This window comes from Thermomonas sp. (assembly GCF_020850895.1).
Classification (GTDB): Bacteria; Pseudomonadota; Gammaproteobacteria; order Xanthomonadales; family Xanthomonadaceae; genus Thermomonas.
On the sequence record NZ_JADZDS010000043.1, the window covers coordinates 1 to 18,603 of the forward strand.

Annotated in this window: 18 protein-coding genes and 1 tRNA gene; 5 read left to right on the forward strand and 14 right to left on the reverse strand. The window is 65.4% G+C overall.

All coding sequences use genetic code 11. The annotated features are described in order from the left end of the window. Positions 1–2: 2 nt before the first annotated feature. From IT472_RS03885 to aroC, 14 genes are all read right to left on the reverse strand, one after another. Positions 3–87: transfer RNA gene (locus tag IT472_RS03885), tRNA-Leu, on the reverse strand. A 56-nt stretch (positions 88–143) separates the two neighbouring features. Beyond that, positions 144–623, reverse strand: a complete 480-nt coding sequence (gene secG / locus IT472_RS03890; RefSeq protein ID WP_297178669.1) for a preprotein translocase subunit SecG — start codon at positions 621–623, stop codon at positions 144–146. A gap of 17 nt (positions 624–640) precedes the next feature. Next, entirely contained in the window at positions 641–1,390 is a 750-nt protein-coding gene (gene tpiA / locus IT472_RS03895; protein WP_297178672.1) for a triose-phosphate isomerase, read from the reverse strand. Positions 1,391–1,798: 408 nt separating this feature from the next. Next, on the reverse strand, positions 1,799–2,752 hold the full coding sequence (locus IT472_RS03900) for a 2-oxoglutarate and iron-dependent oxygenase domain-containing protein (protein WP_297178675.1): 954 nt from the start codon (positions 2,750–2,752) through the stop codon (positions 1,799–1,801). A 51-nt stretch (positions 2,753–2,803) separates the two neighbouring features. Beyond that, on the reverse strand, positions 2,804–4,165 hold the full coding sequence (glmM, locus tag IT472_RS03905; RefSeq protein WP_297178678.1) for a phosphoglucosamine mutase: 1,362 nt from the start codon (positions 4,163–4,165) through the stop codon (positions 2,804–2,806). Continuing rightward, complete coding sequence (gene accD / locus IT472_RS03910) at positions 4,162–5,046, reverse strand: acetyl-CoA carboxylase, carboxyltransferase subunit beta (RefSeq protein ID WP_297178681.1); 885 nt, start codon at positions 5,044–5,046, stop codon at positions 4,162–4,164. Before accD ends, glmM begins: the two co-directional genes overlap by 4 nt. A gap of 41 nt (positions 5,047–5,087) precedes the next feature. After that, positions 5,088–5,894, reverse strand: coding sequence for a tryptophan synthase subunit alpha (gene trpA, locus IT472_RS03915; RefSeq protein WP_297178684.1), 807 nt, complete (start codon positions 5,892–5,894; stop codon positions 5,088–5,090). Then, complete coding sequence (locus IT472_RS03920; protein ID WP_297178687.1) at positions 5,891–6,358, reverse strand: DUF3144 domain-containing protein; 468 nt, start codon at positions 6,356–6,358, stop codon at positions 5,891–5,893. Before IT472_RS03920 ends, trpA begins: the two co-directional genes overlap by 4 nt. Positions 6,359–6,445: 87 nt before the next feature. Then, complete coding sequence (trpB, locus tag IT472_RS03925) at positions 6,446–7,684, reverse strand: tryptophan synthase subunit beta (RefSeq protein WP_297178690.1); 1,239 nt, start codon at positions 7,682–7,684, stop codon at positions 6,446–6,448. 183 nt (positions 7,685–7,867) lie between these two features. Then, the gene (locus IT472_RS03930; RefSeq protein ID WP_297178694.1) at positions 7,868–8,488 is read right to left on the reverse strand and encodes a phosphoribosylanthranilate isomerase; all 621 of its coding nucleotides are present in this window, start codon (positions 8,486–8,488) and stop codon (positions 7,868–7,870) included. Between the two features lie 26 nt (positions 8,489–8,514). Then, on the reverse strand, positions 8,515–9,300 hold the full coding sequence (truA, locus tag IT472_RS03935; protein WP_297178697.1) for a tRNA pseudouridine(38-40) synthase TruA: 786 nt from the start codon (positions 9,298–9,300) through the stop codon (positions 8,515–8,517). 16 nt (positions 9,301–9,316) lie between these two features. Continuing rightward, the gene (locus IT472_RS03940) at positions 9,317–11,425 is read right to left on the reverse strand and encodes a FimV/HubP family polar landmark protein (RefSeq protein ID WP_297178700.1); all 2,109 of its coding nucleotides are present in this window, start codon (positions 11,423–11,425) and stop codon (positions 9,317–9,319) included. Between the two features lie 144 nt (positions 11,426–11,569). Continuing rightward, complete coding sequence (locus IT472_RS03945; RefSeq protein WP_297178703.1) at positions 11,570–12,610, reverse strand: aspartate-semialdehyde dehydrogenase; 1,041 nt, start codon at positions 12,608–12,610, stop codon at positions 11,570–11,572. A gap of 108 nt (positions 12,611–12,718) precedes the next feature. Continuing rightward, the gene (gene aroC, locus IT472_RS03950; RefSeq protein ID WP_297178805.1) at positions 12,719–13,834 is read right to left on the reverse strand and encodes a chorismate synthase; all 1,116 of its coding nucleotides are present in this window, start codon (positions 13,832–13,834) and stop codon (positions 12,719–12,721) included. A 231-nt stretch (positions 13,835–14,065) separates the two neighbouring features. Between aroC and IT472_RS03955 the strand changes: the two genes are divergently transcribed. Genes IT472_RS03955 through IT472_RS03975 form a run of 5 tightly spaced genes read left to right on the forward strand, consistent with a single transcriptional unit; the run spans position 14,066 to position 18,549 of the window. Further along, complete coding sequence (locus IT472_RS03955; protein WP_297178707.1) at positions 14,066–15,313, forward strand: sugar phosphate isomerase/epimerase family protein; 1,248 nt, start codon at positions 14,066–14,068, stop codon at positions 15,311–15,313. A 9-nt stretch (positions 15,314–15,322) separates the two neighbouring features. Further along, positions 15,323–15,805 carry an S-ribosylhomocysteine lyase gene (locus IT472_RS03960; protein ID WP_297178710.1) on the forward strand — a complete coding sequence of 161 codons (483 nt, stop codon included), beginning with the start codon at positions 15,323–15,325 and terminating at the stop codon, positions 15,803–15,805. After that, a complete protein-coding gene (locus IT472_RS03965) occupies positions 15,802–16,953 on the forward strand; it encodes a sedoheptulose 7-phosphate cyclase (protein ID WP_297178713.1) in 1,152 nt (383 codons plus the stop codon). The genes IT472_RS03960 and IT472_RS03965 overlap by 4 nt, the downstream gene beginning before the upstream one ends. After that, positions 16,928–17,641 (forward strand): bifunctional 2-polyprenyl-6-hydroxyphenol methylase/3-demethylubiquinol 3-O-methyltransferase UbiG, encoded by a 714-nt coding sequence (ubiG, locus tag IT472_RS03970; protein ID WP_297178716.1) that lies wholly within the window; start codon positions 16,928–16,930, stop codon positions 17,639–17,641. Before IT472_RS03965 ends, ubiG begins: the two co-directional genes overlap by 26 nt. A 5-nt stretch (positions 17,642–17,646) precedes the next feature. Then, positions 17,647–18,549 carry a UbiA family prenyltransferase gene (locus IT472_RS03975; protein WP_297178719.1) on the forward strand — a complete coding sequence of 301 codons (903 nt, stop codon included), beginning with the start codon at positions 17,647–17,649 and terminating at the stop codon, positions 18,547–18,549. Positions 18,550–18,603: the final 54 nt, after the last annotated feature.

Sequence of the window (18,603 nt, forward strand, 5' to 3'; positions counted from 1 at the left end):
AATGGTGCCCAAGGGGGGACTCGAACCCCCACGACCTAAGCCGCTACCACCTCAAGGTAGTGCGTCTACCAATTCCGCCACCTGGGCTTTGTGTTTTTTGCTCGCAACGCAGTGCGGGCCATACGGATCTGAATTCTCTGTCGTCATTGACCCTGCTGAGGCGTCGGCGTAGTCGGTGCAGTTGCGCCTGTCGCTGGGGAAACGGCGGCAGGAACGGCAGCAGGAGGAGGCATCTGCTGCTGTGCAGGCACCGATTCTGCCGTCGCCGGTTGAGCGGGTGCGGTTGGAATCTGCGGCATGCCCGCGGGCACCGTCGGTGCGGTTCCCACCGGTCCCTGTTGCGCCATGACGCCCAGATCCGGGGCCCCGGCTGGTCCGGTTCGATTCGCCTGCCTGCTTGCGTACATCGCCATGCCGAGGCTGATCACGAAGAACGCAACCGCCAGCCACTTCGTGCTTTTGCTCAGGAAACTGGAGGAGCCACGGGCACCAAAGACCGTGGCCGAAGCCCCGCCGCCGAATCCCGATCCGGCCTGTGCACCACTGCCTTGCTGCAGCAATACAAGGGCAATGATCGCAATGGCGATCAGCACGAACAGGATGTTGACCAACTGCATCAGCATGAAACGTTTCCTTCGGGTCAGGCAGCCCGGGCAATGGCCAGGAAATCAGCAGCCACCAGTGAGGCGCCGCCGATCAGGCCACCATCGACATCGGCCTGCGCGAACAGGCTGGACGCATTGCCGGGCTTGACGCTGCCCCCGTACAGGATTGGCAGCGAGCCGGCGATTGTAGCATCTCCAGCCGCGATCTGGCCACGAATGAATGCATGGACGTCCTGCGCCTGCTCCGGGCTGGCGGTACGGCCGGTACCAATTGCCCAGACCGGCTCGTAAGCCACCACGGCTCGGGCAAACGCGATGGTTCCGACACGATCCAAGATCGGCTGCAACTGTCCCGCGATCACGGATTCGGTTTGGCCAGATTCCCGCTGTTCCAAACTTTCGCCTACGCATAGGATCGGGACCAGACCGGCATGCTGTGCTGCTTCGAACTTGCGAGCCACCAGCTCACTTGATTCGGCATGGTATTGGCGTCGCTCTGAATGCCCGACCAGGACATGGCGTGCACCGATATCCGCCAGCATCGCTGCTGAGACTTCGCCGGTGAACGCGCCCTCTGCGTGCTCACTCACGTCCTGTGCTCCAAATGACAGGGCAGACCCGGCAAATCTGGCAACCAGCTTCCCGATGTAAGGGAAGGGCGGCAGGATCACCAGCTCAACCGCCCCTACCGAATCTGCGGCGGCTGCTATCTCTGTCACGAGTGCCGCAGCAAAAGCGCGGGTGCCGTTCAGCTTCCAGTTTCCGGCGACGATCGTGCGACGCATGGGTATCCTTCGGCGCTCAAATCATGAGTCTATCAACCGTCAGGTCGATGTGCATATTTCCGGCGTCGACCACCCATTCCCGATATTGCTTGCATTGCCCGACCGCAAGTCGAACCGTACCTCGACTGCAGGGGTCCAATGACGGGCGGGTGTCGAACTGGCTCAATCGCCTGCTGGTCGACAATGCAGCCATGATCCATTGCGCCACCGCCGACTGCGGCAGCCTGCCGGTGGACGCGGGGATGCCCACGCGAGGACGCCCCTGACGGGACCGCGCCGCGTGGAAGAGACGCCACGACAAAGTCCCACTCGGCGGCCGATGCCGACCGCACAGAGCCTGCGCGGCACAGCCGACTCGGCGCGGGTTGACGCCGCCACAACCGATCCGGTGTCCGCGGCGCGCTCTGGTTAGATCAGCTTGATTTCGCGGAGGCGTTGTTCCAGATACGCCTGCGCAGTGATTGGCTCAGGGTAGCGCTTGGGAGTGTCCGGCGTGATGCACGAAGGCAGCACGTCGATCAGGAAGTCCGGGTTCGGGTGCAGGAAGAACGGCACCGAATAGCGCGGCTCGCGCGCTTTCGGCCCCAGGGGATTGACCACGCGGTGGGTGGTCGAGGGATAGACATGGTTGGTCAAGCGCTGGAGCATATCGCCGATGTTGACGACGATGGTGTCGGCATCGGCCGTAAACGGCACCCATTCGCCCTGACGTGACAACACCTGCAAGCCTTCAGCGCTGGCGCCGACCAGCAGGGTAATCAGGTTGATGTCCTCGTGGGCGCCGGAACGGATGTTGGGAATGTCGCCTTCCGGGATTGGCGGATAGTGCAGCGGACGCAGGATCGAATTACCGCAGTTGGTCTTGTCTGCGAACCAGTCGGCTGGCAGGCCGATATGCAGCGCCAGCGCGGAGAGCACCTTTGATCCCAATGCGTCCAAGTCCCGGTAAAGGCGGTAGCCCTCACTCCGGAACGCCGGGACTTCATCGGGCCACAGGTTCTTCGGCATCACGTCGCAATACTGCGAGTCATCCGTAATGTCCCGACCGATGTGCCAGAACTCCTTGAGGTCGAAGTGGTTGGAATCCTTTGCTGTTTCAACGCCGAACGGGGTGTAACCGCGGGCGCCTCCACTGCCGGCAAGGTGGTAACGCATCTTGGTGTCGACGGGCAAGGCGAAGAATTCGCGGAACGCGGCATAGGCGGCATCGATCCGTGCCTGCGGGATACCGTGGTTGCGAATGCCGGCAAAACCCCATTCTCGGTAGGCCGCGCCCAACGCGTCCACGAACGCCTGGCGTTCGGAAGGGCTGGAGGGATGGCTGAAACGGCGAATATCAAAGGTTGGGATTGGTGAAGTCATGGGCATGTCATCCTCTGCCAAGCCCCCGCGCCATGGGGGGCGGTGCATCACTCATGCAACGGCCGCCCGCACACTCTCCGCGAGCGCCAGCAAGGTGGAATCGACCAATGCGACATCATCGGCTTCCACCGTGACCCGCACCACCGGCTCCGTCCCCGATGGGCGCAGGAACGCACGCCCCCTGCCCTCGACCATGCCTTGGGCCTGCGCCAGCGCAAGCTTGACACTGTCCGTCTCGGTCGGCTGGCATTTGCCGTCATATCGCACATTGACGGTTTTCTGCGGCACCTTGCGCAGGCCTGCCAGTGCCGTCGAAAGATCCGAACCGCACCTTTGCAGGACGTCCAGCACCTGCAGTGCGCTGACGATGCCATCGCCCGTGCTGGCGCGATCCAGACACAGGATGTGCCCACTGGCTTCGCCACCCAGCACGCCGCCGTGCACCAGCAGCTGCTGGTGGACATGGCGATCACCGACCTTGGCGCGCAGGAAGGGAATTCCGCGAGCGGCCAACGCCTGTTCCAAACCGAAATTGGTCATCAGCGTGCCGACCACCGGCCCACGCAGGCGACCGGAGTCCTGCCAATCGCAAGCCAGCAGGTAGAGAATTCCGTCACCATCGCGTACCTGTCCATTGCCGTCGACCAGCAGCACGCGATCACCATCGCCGTCAAAGGCAATGCCCAGGTCAGCACCGGTTTCCTGCACCCGCAGGGCAAGCAATTCGGGATGCGTCGACCCGACGCCATCGTTGATGTTCAGTCCGTTGGGTTCGATGCCGATTGCATCGACGTGTGCACCCAGTTCGCGCAACACCAAGGGCGCGAGTTGGTAGGTCGCGCCATTCGCACAATCCACGACGATCCGCAGGCCGTTGAGATGGAAATCCTTGGGTACCGAATTCTTGCAGGCCTCGACGTAACGTCCCACTGCATCGCGGGTGCGTACGGCCTTGCCCAACTGCTCCGAGGGAACGGTGGAGAACGGCTGCTCGAGCGCGGCTTCGATGGCCAATTCGGTGGCATCATCGAGTTTTTCACCGAGCGAGGAAAAGAACTTGATGCCGTTGTCGTGGTGTGGATTGTGCGAGGCGGAAATCACGATGCCACCGTCGGCGCGCATCGAACGGGTCAGGTGCGCAACCGCCGGGGTCGGCATCGGCCCCATCAGCTGCACGTCCACCCCGGCAGCCACCAGGCCGGCTTCCAGCGCAGCTTCGAACATGTAATTCGAGATGCGCGTGTCCTTGCCGATCACCACCATGGGCTTGCGCCATTCCGGAAGTGAGCGCGCCTCGGCGACAAGTGCATGGCCGTAGGCATTGCCAAGGCGAAGTACGAAATCTGCCGAAATCGGCGCTTCGCCAACCCTTCCGCGGATGCCGTCGGTCCCGAAATACCTACGCTGGCTCATGCTGCCCCTCCGTTTGGGACAGGCTGCTTCATCAGCAATGCCAACAACCGCGACAGGCGATTGCGCAGTTCACGTCGGTCGACGATCTGGTCTACCGTGCCGTGCCGGAGCAGGAATTCACTGCGCTGGAAGCCGTCCGGGAGTTTTTCGCGCACGGTTTGCTCGATCACGCGCTGGCCGGCAAACCCGATCAAGGCGCCAGGCTCGGCAATATTGAGATCGCCCAGCATTGCGAAGCTGGCGGATACTCCGCCGGTGGTCGGATGGGTCAACACGGAAATGAACGGCAGGCCCGCGGCACGCAATCGGCCCAATGCCGCCGAGGTCTTGGCCATTTGCAACAGTGACAGCAGGCTTTCCTGCATGCGCGCTCCACCGCTGGCGGTAAAGCAGACAAACGGACAGCGCAACTCCAGCGCACGCTCGGCGCCTAAGGTGAAGCGCTCTCCGACCACCGAACCCATCGATCCACCCATGTAGGCAAAATCAAACGCTGCTGCAATCAGGTCATGGCCAGCCAGCTTGCCCTCGAGGACAACCAAGGCATCGCGCTCGCCGGTGGATTTCTGCGCCGCCTTGATGCGGTCCGCATATTTTTTCTGATCCTTGAACTTGAGCACGTCGATCGGGCCGAGGCTGGCGCCGATTTCCCGCACCTCGCCTTCGTCCAGCAATGCCGCAAGCCGTGTGCGCGCGCGAATCGCCATGTGAAACCCGCACTTGGGGCACACCTCGAGGTGTTCTTCGAGCTCTGGCCGGTACAGCGCCACGCCACAGTTGGCGCACTTTTCCCACAGGCCCTCGGGGACATTGCGCTTGCGCTCGCCGCCTGCCTCGGTGCGGATGCCGGTGCTAGGCATCAGTTTCTTGAGCCAACTCATCGAATTCGACCAGTCTCGGTTTCGGTCGGGCGTTCGGAAGTCTAGCGCGCGACGTTGTCGAGCGCTGCGCGGAGGGGACGCAGGAATTCCGCGGCCACCACGCCTTCCGACCCAGGTGAGGCCATGGCCAAGGCCGAAACAAGTGCACTGCCCACCACCACGCCGTCGGCACGGGCCGCAATCGCCGACGCGCTTTCGGCATCACGGATCCCGAACCCGACCAGCACCGGAACCCGTGCCCATTCGCGCATCGCCTCGAGATGCTGCCCGATTTCGCTGGCGTCCGGCCTTGCGGCTCCGGTGACGCCGGCATAACTGACGTAATAGAGATAGCCCTCCGCCTGTTCACACAGGCGTTCCAGACGATCCCGGGGCGTTGTCGGCGCGACCAGGGTAATCAGTTCCAATCGGTGTGCAGAAAAAGCAGCTCGATAGGCTCCTGCCTCTTCCTGCGGGAGATCGACCAGCAGCATGCCGTCGACGCCCGCTTCCGATGCCTCGGCCGCGCATGCATCCACGCCGTGGACCTCGACCGGATTGAGGTAGCCCATCAGCACGATCGGGGTGTCCCGGTCGCGCTGCCTGAATTCGCGCACACAGCCCAGCACGTAGCCCAGTCCGGCGCCACGCGTCAGCGCACGCTCGGAGCTGCGCTGGATCACCGGGCCATCAGCCATCGGGTCGGAGAACGGCACGCCCAACTCGATCACATCCGCACCGGCATCGGCCAAGGCATGCAAGACCGATACCGTTGCTTCGAGCGAAGGGTCGCCTGCCGTGATGAACGGCACCAGCGCCTTGCGACCGGACGCACGCAGCGCGCCAAGTCGTTGCCCAAGTCGGGTCATTCTGCGTTGGCGGCAGGTGGCGTAGGCCGGGCTGCAGCGACATAGCCCTCCGCGGGGGTTTTCGCAGCGCTGTCTTTCTCACGCCCGACCTTGAGCCCTGCGGCCGCGTATTCAGCCGCCAATTCGGACTCCCCGACGTCGATGCCGCGTTCCTCCCCGATCCCATCCAGATGCTGGTTGAGCATCTTGCGGAAGACCTCGGTCGTCTGGTCGAGGAAGTTCTTGCGCTCCTGCGCTGCATACATCGGCTTGACGGCCATCAGGAAGTGATGGGCGTTGAATCGTGCGGCGGCGAACTGGATCGCCAGTCCGGGGCCTCCCGGGCCCACTTTCTGGGCTTGGGCGTCGGCGACGGTGAGATATTCATTCACGGCATCGATGAACGCCGGGTCGATCGTGCCATTGTTGTTTTGTTGTGCGGCTTGAGCCGCATTGGCGGGCTGCGCCTGAGTGTCTTCGGCCATGGCCGGCTCCTGCTGGATGTGCGGTGGGGAATCGCGCATTGTCGCGCAATTCCCTTCGAGGTCCAAATCCGACGTCCGACCTACCTGCTACAACGCAAGCCCCTCGCGCGCAGCAATCGTGTGCACGTCCTTGTCGCCGCGGCCGGACAGATTGCAAAGCACCAGCGCGTCCTTGGGCAGGCCTTCCGCCAGCTTGATCGCCTGCGCCACCGCGTGGCTGGATTCCAGCGCCGGCAGAATCCCCTCGCTGCGGGTCAGACGATGGAAGGCGGCCAGCGCCTCGGCGTCGGTGACGCCAATGTACTCGGCACGTCCCGTGTCCTTCAGGAAGGCGTGTTCGGGGCCAACGCCGGGATAGTCGAGACCTGCGGAAATCGAATGGGTCTCGATGATCTGGCCATCGTCATCGCAAATCACATAGGTCCGATTGCCGTGCAAAACCCCGACCCGGCCAGCGGCAAGCGAGGCGGCATGACGCCCGGTCTCGATGCCGTCACCGGCCGCCTCGGCACCGACGATGCGCACGTCGGGGTCATTGAGGAAGGCATGGAACAGGCCGATGGCATTGCTGCCGCCGCCGACGCAGGCGGTGATGACGTCCGGCAGGCGGCCGTAGTCGGCCAGCATCTGCGCGCGCGCCTCGCGCCCAACCACCGCGTTGAAATCGCGCACCATGCGCGGGTACGGGTCAGGGCCGGCGACGGTGCCGATGATGTAGAAGGTGTCGCGCACGTTCGTCACCCAGTCGCGCATCGCCTCGTTGAGCGCGTCCTTGAGGGTGGCGCTGCCGCTGGTGACCGGGACGACCGTCGCACCCAGCAATTTCATCCGATGGACATTGATCTTCTGCCGCTCGATGTCGGTCACACCCATGTAGACCACGCATTCCAGCCCCAGCCGGGTGGCCACGGTGGCGCTGGCCACACCATGCTGGCCGGCACCGGTCTCGGCGATGATCCGGGTCTTGCCCATTCGACTGGCGAGCAGGGCCTGGCCGATGGTGTTGTTGATCTTGTGTGCGCCGGTGTGGTTCAGGTCTTCGCGCTTGAACAGGATCTGCGCGCCGCCGACCTCGCGTGACAGGCGCTGGGCGTGGTAGATCGGGCTGGGCCGACCGACATAGTGCTTGAGGTCGTGATCGAACGCGGCGATGAAGGTCGGATCGACCCGCGCGGCATCGTAGGCGGCTGCCAGTTCCTGCAAGGGGCCGATCAGGGTTTCGGCGACGAAGCGGCCGCCGTGGCGGCCGAAATGACCGGCGGCGTCGGGATAGGCGTGGTAGTCGATCGCCGCGGCGGGCGCGGACTGGTCAGGCAGGACGGTCATGTGGTGACTCCGGAAGCGTCATTCAGACGGGTTGCGAGTGCGGCGAACGCGCTCGCGCAGGCAGTGCTTGGGCGAACGCCCGTTCGCTGCTTATCTGACGGCCGCCGCAGGCACGCGCCGCCAACGCCGCAGCGAGCGGCCGAAGGGTGCGCGTGGGCGATGGGAGGACTTCACCCGCATAGCCTACCCGATCGTCGGGTCAGCCGCGCCAACATCGGCGGCGCGCACCGCGGCGACGAAGCGTCGCATCGCCTCCGGGTCCTTGATCCCGGGTGCACATTCAATCCCGCTGGCGACATCCACCCCCCAGGGCCGGGCTGCCCTGACCGCAACGCCGACATTGCCTGCCGTCAATCCACCCGCGAGCAGGATCGGGCGCTCGGCATCCCGCGGCAAACGGTCCCAGTCGAAGCGCCGCCCACTGCCTCCTGCCTCGCCGGCAGCATGGCCATCGAGCACGAATCCATCGGCAGCGGGATGGCGCGCCATCGCGGGCAAGGGGTCGCCACCCTCGCCCATCGCGATGGCCTTCCAGAACGGCAGGCCGAAGCTCGTGCAAAACCCATTGTCCTCGCCGCCGTGGAACTGCAGCACGTCCGGTCGCACGCGCGAAACAACCGCGTCGACGTCGGCGCGCGGGTTGTCCATCAACAGCGCCACCACCGCTGTGGTCGATGGCAGCAGGGCGCGCAGGGCCGCTGCTTGTTCAAGCGCCACACGGCGTGGGCTGCGTTCGGCGAAGATCAACCCGATGAAATCGACCTCCAACGCAACCGCCAGCGCCACGTCCTCGGCGCGGGTCATGCCACACAGCTTGATCCGAGTCCGGCTCACAGCGTGACCTCGGCCGGCAGGCCGCACGCGACCGGATAGCGCGGCCCGAGGAACAACAATCCGGCCGACGGCGCGGTGGGGCCAGCGGCAGTGCGATCACGCCCGTCCAGCACCTCTGCCATCCAGTCGACCGGGCGTTCGCCGCGCCCGATGAGCAACAGCGAACCCACGAGGTTGCGCACCATGTGATGCAGGAAGGCATTGGCCTGCACTTCGACCACCACCTCGTCGTCCATGCGGACCACATTGATGTGTTGCAGGTTGCGGCGCGCGTGGGTGGCTTGGCATTGGGTGCTGCGGAACGCGGAGAAATCCCGTTCGCCGAGCAAGGCCTGCGCTGCGGCGTGCATGGCATCGGCATCCAGTGGCAAGGGCTCCCAGCCCAGGAACTGGCGCGCAAGGCCCGGCCGCGCGCTGCGGTTGAGGATGCGATAGCGATAGCGGCGTGCGCGTGCGGAGAACCGCGCATTGAACTCGGCGTCCACCGGCACGCACCAGCGCACTGCCAACGTCGGCGGCAGGTTGGCGGTGGTGCCAAGGATCCAACTGCGCTGTGTGCGCTGGGCGTCGCTGTCGAAATGCACCACCTGGCAACGCGCATGCACGCCGGCATCGGTGCGGCCGGCGCAAACGGTCGTCACCGGGGCATCGGCCACCCGAGACAATGCAGATTCCAACGCGTTCTGCAGGCTGCCATCAGGCTCCGCGCTTCCGGGCTGGCTCAACCGTTGCCAGCCCGAAAACCCACTGCCGTCGTATTCGATCCCCAGCGCGTACCGCATACTCGCCCGTGCGCGGTCAGCCCATGATCCGTGCAAGCATCTTGCCGGCCTTTTCGCTCACCGCGTCGTCTTCGTCGTTCAGCAATTCGGCGAGCAACTGTTCGGCAGACGTGCGATCGCCCATGTCGAGGAAGGCGTCGACCAGCTTGAAGCGCTGTTCGGCACTGGCGCGTGCCGGGGGTTCACTGCCGCCTTCACCCGAACCGTGTGCTGTCGCCTGCGCTGTCGAAACAGCGGGTGTTGCCTTTGGCTCCTCTCCCGCTGCCGGATTCTGGCCCGCACCGCCCTGTCGGGAGGCGGGCTCCTTCATCACCCAGCCGGAATGCCACGCAGGGGCATCGGTGCGCCCTCCAGAGGTTGGCGCAGGGGGCACGGGCGCAGTTGGCGTTGGCGTTGCCGCCTTCTCCCCGGAGGACGCCGGGGTGGAATCTTGCGGGCGCGCACTGGACCGCTTGCTGTCGATCTGCCGCATGCTCGCCGCCAGCGCTTCGTGATCCAGGCCACGACGCCGAACCGGTGCCGGCTCTCCAGGCTTTTGTCGCCTGAGCATGAACCAGACCAGCGCACCCACCAACAGCGCGCCACCAATGCCTCCACCCAGGTAATACATCCCGTTGTCGGAATGTTCTCCCGCCGGGGCTTGTGCCGCTGCCGTCGCCGGATTTGCCGTTGCCTGGTTCGCGGCGGCCAGTCGATGCTGGGCGGCCGCAAGCTCGGTGTCCTTCATCGCCAGCAACTGCCGCTGCTCGTTGCGAATCCGTTCCAATTCGGCGACGCGCTCCTTCAACTCGCTGACTTCAGCGGTTTTAGCGGCAATCTCTTCGTCACGCTGGGCCAACTCCTGTTGCAACATGCTTCCCCCACCGCCATTGCCGGTTCCAGTATTTGCCCCCGTCGCAGGCTGGTTGCCCGACGGCGGAACGATATGCAGACGCGCCTCGCTTCGCCTTGACGGAGCCGACGCCGGGCGCCCAGCGGGGCTCGCGATTCGTCCGGACGGGGCTGCAGCAGCGCTCGCGGCAGTTGCGGCCGCAGTTGATGGCTGGTTGCCGGCGGTCAGGCCGGGAGTCGACTCGGGCTGCAACACGGTTCGCTGCGCCTGGCGCCAGGCCTGCATCTGCTGATGGACCACCGCAGTGGCCTCGTCAGCCGTGATCCTCGCCACCTCCCCGCCCTCGGGGATCCGCAGCACCGAACCACGACGCAGGCGGTTGATGTTGTCGCCAACGAACGCATCCGGATTGGCTTGCAGCAGGGCCAACATGGTTTGGTCGAGGCTGTAGGTGGCCCGCAGGCCGAGGCCGCTGGCAATTGTCGAAAGGGTTTCGCCGCGCTTGACCGGACCGTACTGGCTGGCGTCCGAACTCGCCGCTGCAACCGGTGGAGCGGGAGCCGCCTCCACCGGCACAGCTGGCATCGGCGCAGGTGGCGGCGGTGCCTCCGCAGGTGGCGCCACGTCCACGGCATTTGCCTGCCCTTCAGCCCCCTCCGCACTGGCGGGTGTCGGTGCTGGCGGCGTGCTCGCAACCGGCTCCGGTTGCTGTGCCGGTTCCGATTGCACTGGCGCTTGCTCAGATGCAGTCGCTGCGGCAGCCGGCAGGTCCGGGCGCTGCACGAGGTTGGACGGTGCGACCGTCGCCATCTGCACATTCGCCTGCGGAAGTGCGCTGGTGGTGTTCGGCGCATCGACCAAGGCCGAATATTCGCGAACCAGCTTGCCTTCGCCCCAATCGACCTCGATCAGGAAATTCAGCACCGCCTGATCCACAGGCCGGATGCTGGTGACACGAATCACCGGCCGGCCGTGGGCATCGCTGCCAAGGCTGAACTGGAGATCCGCCGCAGCGCCGGTGGGGGGCGGCAGGCCGATCCGCCGGAAGGTCTCGGGCGAGGCCATGCGTGCCCGCAGAGCGGCCAGTTCACCTGGTGTGGTGGAAATGATCGGGATTTCAGCCACCAGTGGCTGATTGCGCTTCGACTTGACCTGGATCTGGCCCAGACCCAATGCCCAGACATTGCCGGCCGCCGCCATCAACAGCGCGGCGATCGCTGTTTTGCGCAAAAATCCGATCACATAGGCTCCGTCATTGCGGCTGCGCGTCGACTCTAGCAGATTGTCGCGCATTCCCGACACAGGTCCAGTCCATCGATGCAATGGCCGTCACGAATCCATTGCTGTTCGATGATCGCACGCATGACCGCACGCACGCATCGCCCGATCCGCGCCGCAGCCCATCGGCAGCGGCACGCAAGGGCGATTGTTCGTGGCTCAGGAGGCGTCGGCCTTCGGCGCCAGCCCGTCGGCCACCAGCAACTCGGCGATCTGCACGGCATTGAGCGCCGCACCCTTGCGGATGTTGTCGGACACCACCCACAGGTCAAGCCCACGCGGATGCGACAAGTCCTCGCGGATGCGACCGACGAACACCGCATCCTTGCCGGAAGCGTGGGTGACCGGGGTCGGATAGCCGCCCGGCTTGCGCTCATCGACCACTTCCACGCCCGGCGACTTCGCCAGCAGCGCGTGCGCTGCGTCGGCGGTGATCTTTTCGCGGGTCTCGATATGCACCGCCTCGGAATGCCCGTAGAACACCGGCACCCGCACCACGGTCGGGTTCACGCCGATGGTCGGGTCGTCCAGGATCTTGCGGGTTTCCCAGACCAGCTTCATCTCTTCCTTGGTGAAGCCGTTGTCCTGGAAGTCGTCGATCTGGGGGATCAGATTGAAGGCGATCTGGACCTGGAATTTCTTCGGCTCGATGTCCTGGAAACTCAGCAACTGGGCTGTCTGCCGGCCCAATTCCTCCATGCCGGACCGACCCGCGCCCGATGCCGATTGGTAGGTGGCGATATTGATCCGCTCGATGCCGTAGGCGCGGTGGATCGGCGCCAGCGCCACCATCAGCTGCATGGTCGAACAATTGGGATTGGCGATGATCCCGCGTGGACGCGCCTTGGCCGCATCCGGGTTCACTTCCGACACCACCAGTGGGACGTCGTCGTCGTAGCGGAAGGTGGAGGAATTGTCGATCACCACCGCGCCCTCGGCGGCGAATTTCGGCGCGTACTCCTTGCTGATCGCGCCGCCGGCGGAGAACAGCGCGATATCAATCGACGACGGATCAAACGTGGCCAAATCCTGCACCACCAGCTCATCGTCACCAAAGGCCACCCGGCTGCCGGCCGAACGCTCGCTGGCCACCGCCACCACGGCACTGGCGGGGAACTTGCGCTCGGCGAGGATCGACAACATCGTTTCACCCACCGCGCCGGTCGCGCCGACCACGGCTACCTTGTATTGCTTGCTCATCTGATTGTTTGCCTTGTAGTTGCGGCGCAGACCGCGCCTGCATGTCAGGGTGTTCACACAATCCTTGCGGCGCGTCGCTGCCCAATGGGCCTGCTTGGCGATGCGCCGCTATCGTTTGGGGTCGGGCATCGCGCTGGCGGCTGGAATCCTCGGCGTGATCTCGCCGACATCCCCGCACTGGGCGCGGTGGCGCAGTGCCTGATCCATCAGCACCAAGGCCAGCATCGCCTCGCAAATCGGGGTGGCGCGGATGCCGACGCAGGGGTCGTGGCGGCCGGTGGTGACGATCTCGACCGCGTTGCCGTCCACGTCCAGCCCGGCCACTGGCAGGCGCAGGCTGGAGGTGGGCTTGAACGCCACCGACACACTGATCTGCTGGCCGCTGGAGATGCCGCCGAGGATGCCGCCGGCATGGTTGGACAGGAAGCCCATCGTGGTCATCACGTCCCGGTGTTCGCTGCCTGTTTGCGCCACGGCGGCAAACCCGTCGCCGATCTCCACGCCCTTGACCGCGTTGATCGACATCATCGCCGCCGCCAGTTCTGCATCGAGCTTGCCGTAGATCGGCTCGCCCCAGCCCGGCGGCACGCCATCGGCCACCACCGTCACCCGCGCGCCGACCGAATCGCCGGATTTGCGCAGCGCGTCCATATAGGTTTCGAGCTCCGGCACCTGCGCGGAATCCGGCCAGAAGAACGGGTTGGACTCGATCGCATTGGCATCAAACCCGGTCGGCACGATCTGGCCGATCTGCGATAGCCAGCCGCGCACCGTCACGCCACGCGGCGCCAGCCATTTCTTGGCAATCACCGCCGCCGCCACCCGCATCGTGGTCTCGCGTGCGCTGCTGCGGCCGCCACCGCGCGGGTCGCGGATGCCGTACTTCTGCCAATAGGTGTAGTCGGCGTGACCGGGCCGGAATTGGTCAGCGATCTTCGCGTAATCGCGGCTGCGGGCATCGGTATTGCGGATCAGCAGCGCGATCGGGGTGCCGGTGGTGATGCCCTCGTACACGCCGGACAGGATTTCGACCGCGTCGGCCTCATGCCGCGCCGAGGTGTGGCGGCTCTTGCCGGTGGCACGCCGCGCCAGGTCATGGACGAAATCTTCCGGCGCAATGGCGATCCCCGGCGGGCAGCCGTCCAGCACACAGCCGATCGCCGGCCCGTGCGATTCGCCGAAGGTGGTGACGCGCAGCAGCTGGCCGAAGGTATTCACGTTCAGGGGGAGGCGTCACGGGTCGCCGGCACGCCGGATGGCGCACTGCAGCATCAATCTGCGACTGTACAGCAAGCCGGCGCCCCGCGGCGGACTTGCCGCTGTCTGGCGACATGGCTGAATGGCATGAGCGGCCCAGCGTCCAGGGCAGCCCCAGCGCCCCGGCCACGCCTGTCCCACGTCAAAGCACGCCCCGGCGCGACCGTATAAAATGGGCGGCCTTGATCAGGATTCGTCATGTCTGCGATCCAGCTCAGCTACAGCACCTTCGGTTTGACCAACCTCGACTTCCTCGACGCGATCGATGCGGTGGATCGCGCCGGTTACGCCGGGATCGAAATCTCGTTCCATCGCGACCAGTTCAACCCGTTCGACATCGACGACGCCTATCTCGATGTCGTGAAGCAACGGCTGGACGCACGCCGGGTCCAGGCCTGCTGCGTGGCCACCGCTTCGCACTTCTTCGACCCGCACCGCCCCCACGAGCCGTCGCTGATGGCGCTGGAGAAGGCCGCGCGGATGCGCCGGATCGACCTCGTCAAGCGCGGCATCCACGTCGCCCGCAAGCTGGGCGTGAACCTGGTCACCTTCGGCAGCGGCTTCATCCGCGACGACCACGTCGCGCATCCGGAGGTGGACCCGACCGCGCTGCTGGTGGATTCCATTCGCGAATGCCTGCGCGAAATCCGCGATGACGAGGACATCACCCTGCTGATCGAGCCGGAGCCCGGCATGTACATCGAGACCATGGCGCAGGGCCTCGATCTGCTGGAAAAAGTCGGCTCGGAGAAGTTCAAGCTGCATATCGACATCTGCCACGCCTATTGTTCGGAAACCGACTACATCGGTGCGCTGCGTGCCGCCGCGCCGCAGGCGCGCTACCTGCACATCTCCGACGCCCGCAAAGGCTACAACCTGAAGATCGTCCACGACCACGACGCGCTTGCTCCCGATTTGAATTTCGCCAGCACGCTGGTGCATTTCCCGGACACGGCCGATTTCCTGTTGCTGGATCGCACGCATCCGATCCATTTCCCGCTCGAAGCCCCGTCGGTGGCCCGCAAGGCCCGGATCGACGCCCTGCTGCAACGCGCTGGCGTCAGCGCCGACCTGCAGGTCGTGCCCTATTCCAGCCTGTATGCCGGCGCCTCGCCGCTGGATGACGAGCTGTTCACCTACCTGATCTCGATGCCCGGCCTGAGCTACGACGTGCTGGAGCGCGCCCGTCCGGTGCTCGGCCACCTGCGCGGCGTGAAAGGCCCGGTCCTGATCGACAGGATGGTGGCCAATACCCTCACCGGCATCGTGCATTTCCACGAGATCCCGGGCGAAGGCACGCTGGATCTGGCCGGCAGCTTCCGGGCGCTGGAGGCCGGCGGTTTCCAAGGCTACGGCTCGGTCGAGCTGTACCACCACGTCGAAGGCTGGCAGAAAGCGCTGGACGACAGCTACCGCCATCTCGCGGCGATCAATGGTGGGCGCTGAGGGCGAACCATGATCGACGTTGCCTCCCTCGGCTGGCCAGAAGGGCTGGTCGGTGAACTCGACCACCGCCGGTTCAAGGCGCCCAGCGTCAAGCTGCGCTCGGCGCGGCTGGGCGAGCACGGGGACGCGCTCTACTGCGTCGACCTGCGCATTCGCCTGCCGAATGCCGATGCCTTCCTCACCTCGACCGAGCTGCATTCGGTCGAACATTTCCTGCTCGAAGGCTTCCAGCGCCTGCTGCCCGAGCACTTCGTCTCGGTCGGCCTGATGGGTTGCCAGACCGGCTTCTACCTCGGCTTCGTCAACGAGGGCCGCAGCGAAGTGCTGTGCGCCTGCCTCGCGCGCATTCTCGAGGAGATGCAGGCGGCCACGGCCGTGCCCTACGCCAACATCGAACAATGCGGCCACTGGCGCAATCACAGCCTTGCCGATGCGCAGCGGGTGGCGCGGGAAATCCTCGCCCGCCGCGCACACTGGCTGGACGCCGCATGATTACCCGCGCCGACCGCTGGCAGGTGCGCACCCAGCGCCCGATCGCCTATGACGTGATCAAGGCGGCGGGCCTGTTCGATGCCGACAATCGCCGCCTGCTCGACTACGGTCGCAGCGACGGCGGTCGCCGCTTCGTGGTGGTCGATGCCAATGTGGACCGCCTGCATGGCAAGGCGATCCGCGACTGGTTCGCGCACCACGGCATCGAAGCGCGTGTCGTGGTGTTCCCGGGCGGCGAAGAACACAAAACGATCGACCTCTACCAGGACATCCTGCGCGAGCTCGACGGCTTCCCGATCCACCGCCGCGACGAGCCCATCATCGCCATCGGCGGCGGCGTGCTGACCGACGTGGTCGCCTTCGTCGCCGCCACCTACCGCCGCGGCATCCCGCACATCAAGGTGCCCACCACACTGATGGGCTACATCGACGCGGCGCTCGGGATCAAGGCCGGGATCAACTTCAACGGCAACAAGAACCGCCTGGGCAGCTTCGAGCCGCCCGCTGCGGTCCTGCTCGACAAGCACTTCCTGCGCACGCTCCCCGCCCGCCACCTGCGCAACGGCGTGTGCGAGATCGTCAAGCTGGCGGTGGTCTGCGACGCAGACCTGTTCACCCGGCTCGAACGTGACGGCGCGCGCTGCATCGAAACCGCGTTCCTGGATACCGCCGGCGACGCCATCCTCGACGCCGCGATCCAGGGCATGCTCACCGAACTGGAACCGAACCTGCACGAGGACCAGCTGGCGCGCAAGGTCGACTTCGGCCACAGCTTCAGCTACGGGCTGGAGACGCGTCACGAGCAGCACCTGCTGCACGGCGAGGCGGTGCTGCTCGACGTGCTGGTCTCGACCGAACTCGCGCTGAGCCGCGGCCTGCTGGGGCAACGCCAGGCTGAGCGCGTGTTCGGGCTGGTCGCAAGCCTGGGCATCGACCTCGACCCCGGCGTCCTCGATGCCGAGGTGATGTGGCGCTCCCTGCTCGACCGCATCGAGCACCGCAATGGCTTGCAGCGCGTGCCGGTGCCCAACGGCATCGGCAGTTGCACCTTCCTCAACGATATCGCCCGCCACGAGCTCGAAGCCACGGTGCCGGCCCTGCACACCCGCCTCCAGGTCAACCATGAATCAAGCTGCGAACGTCGATAGTTCCGAAGTCAGCAAGTTCGACCGCGTCGCCCAACTCTGGTGGGACCCCACCGGCAAGATGGGCATGCTGCACGTCATCAACCCGCTGCGCAGCCAGTTCACCTTCGATCATGTGGAGAACATCCAAGGCGCGAAGGCGGTCGACGTCGGCTGCGGCGGCGGCATCCTGACCGAAACCCTGGCCAAGGCCGGCGCGCAGGTGATCGGCATCGACCAATCCGAGATGAGCCTCGCGGTGGCCCGCCAGCACGCCGAGAAAAGCGGCTTGTCGATCGACTACCGGCTGCAGCGGGTCGAGGAGCTGGTCGAACTGGAAGCCGGCACGTTTGACGTCGTCACTTGCCTGGAAATGCTTGAACACGTGCCCGATCCGGCCGCGATCATCGACGCCTGCGCGCGCCTGCTCAAGCCCGGCGGCCACGTGATCTTCTCGACAATCAATCGCAGCTTCAAGGCCTGGCTGTTCGCCATCGTTGGCGGCGAATACGTGATGCGGATCCTGCCGAAAGGCACCCACCAGTACGAAAAACTGATTCGCCCCAGCGAACTGCGGCAATGGGCGCAGGCCGCCGGCCTCACCCACCTGCGCAGCGCCAGCTTGATGTTCAATCCGCTGAACAAGCGCTTCAAGGTGGCCGAAGGCAAGGAAGACGTGAACTACATGATGAGCTACGTCAAGCAGGCCTGAGCCGGATGCGCAGCTTCCTCGCCCTGTCGCGCTCCACCCACGGCGTGCTCGATATCGCCATGCCGGGCTTCGCCGCGCTGTTGTGGCTTGGCCACTTCCCGCGCTGGCCGGTGCTGCTGGTGGCGCTGCTGACCGCGCTGGCCGGCTACACCGCGCTGTACGCGCTGAACGACATCATCGGGGTCAAGGTCGACCGCGAGAAATTCGCCGGTGCCGGCCCCAACGCCGGTTATTCGGTGGAAGCCTCCGACCTGCGCTACCCCATCGCCCAGGGCAAGCTCAGCCTCGGCAAGGGGATCGCCTGGTTCTCGGCCTGGTTTGTGATCGCCCTGATCGGCGCGTACTGGCTCAACCCGCTGCTGGTCTGGGTGGTGCTGGCCGCGCCGATCCTGGAAACCGTCTACTGCCTGCTGTTCAAGGTCAGCTGGTGGCGGGTGCTGGTCAGCGGCGTGGTGAAATCGCTGGGCCCGGTGGCGGCAGTGCTGGCGGTGGTGCCACGCCCGGACCCGGCCCTGTTGGGGCTGATGGTGGCCTGGCTGATGGCTTGGGAAATCGGCGGCCAGAACGTGCCCGCCGACTGGAACGATGTCGAGGAAGACCGCCGCGTCGGTGCGCGCACGATCCCGCTGGTGTTCGGTGAGAAGGTGGCCGGCCGGGTGGTGGTGGTCGCCCTGCTGGCCACGCTGGCGCTGGGCTGGCTCCTGCCGCGGATGGCTGCGCCCGAACTCGGGCTGGGACTGCGCTTCCAGCTCGGGATGCTGGCGATCGGCGTGGTCCTGCTGCTGATCCCCGGCGTGCAACTGCTGCGTTCCCATGAAGGCCGCCGCGCCGCGAAATTGTTCGACCGTGCCAGCCTGTATCCGCTTGCGTTGCTGGCCTTGATCACGGCATGGATCCTGCTGGGTTAGAAGCGCGCCGCGCTGTCGCGCCATCGCGAGCGCGGCCTTTCCGTTAGAATTCGC

Excerpts from the sequence above, each read along its gene's own strand:
- secG (WP_297178669.1), bottom strand. The coding sequence starts at position 623 with ATGCTGATGCAGTTGGTCAACATCCTGTTCGTGCTGATCGCCATTGCG.
- tpiA (WP_297178672.1), bottom strand. The coding sequence starts at position 1,390 with ATGCGTCGCACGATCGTCGCCGGAAACTGGAAGCTGAACGGCACCCGC.
- IT472_RS03900 (WP_297178675.1), bottom strand. The coding sequence starts at position 2,752 with ATGACTTCACCAATCCCAACCTTTGATATTCGCCGTTTCAGCCATCCC.
- glmM (WP_297178678.1), bottom strand. The coding sequence starts at position 4,165 with ATGAGCCAGCGTAGGTATTTCGGGACCGACGGCATCCGCGGAAGGGTT.
- accD (WP_297178681.1), bottom strand. The coding sequence starts at position 5,046 with ATGAGTTGGCTCAAGAAACTGATGCCTAGCACCGGCATCCGCACCGAG.
- trpA (WP_297178684.1), bottom strand. The coding sequence starts at position 5,894 with ATGACCCGACTTGGGCAACGACTTGGCGCGCTGCGTGCGTCCGGTCGC.
- IT472_RS03920 (WP_297178687.1), bottom strand. The coding sequence starts at position 6,358 with ATGGCCGAAGACACTCAGGCGCAGCCCGCCAATGCGGCTCAAGCCGCA.
- trpB (WP_297178690.1), bottom strand. The coding sequence starts at position 7,684 with ATGACCGTCCTGCCTGACCAGTCCGCGCCCGCCGCGGCGATCGACTAC.
- IT472_RS03930 (WP_297178694.1), bottom strand. The coding sequence starts at position 8,488 with ATGACCCGCGCCGAGGACGTGGCGCTGGCGGTTGCGTTGGAGGTCGAT.
- truA (WP_297178697.1), bottom strand. The coding sequence starts at position 9,300 with ATGCGGTACGCGCTGGGGATCGAATACGACGGCAGTGGGTTTTCGGGC.
- IT472_RS03940 (WP_297178700.1), bottom strand. The coding sequence starts at position 11,425 with ATGCGCGACAATCTGCTAGAGTCGACGCGCAGCCGCAATGACGGAGCC.
- IT472_RS03945 (WP_297178703.1), bottom strand. The coding sequence starts at position 12,610 with ATGAGCAAGCAATACAAGGTAGCCGTGGTCGGCGCGACCGGCGCGGTG.
- IT472_RS03955 (WP_297178707.1), top strand. The coding sequence starts at position 14,066 with ATGTCTGCGATCCAGCTCAGCTACAGCACCTTCGGTTTGACCAACCTC.
- IT472_RS03960 (WP_297178710.1), top strand. The coding sequence starts at position 15,323 with ATGATCGACGTTGCCTCCCTCGGCTGGCCAGAAGGGCTGGTCGGTGAA.
- IT472_RS03965 (WP_297178713.1), top strand. The coding sequence starts at position 15,802 with ATGATTACCCGCGCCGACCGCTGGCAGGTGCGCACCCAGCGCCCGATC.
- ubiG (WP_297178716.1), top strand. The coding sequence starts at position 16,928 with ATGAATCAAGCTGCGAACGTCGATAGTTCCGAAGTCAGCAAGTTCGAC.
- IT472_RS03975 (WP_297178719.1), top strand. The coding sequence starts at position 17,647 with ATGCGCAGCTTCCTCGCCCTGTCGCGCTCCACCCACGGCGTGCTCGAT.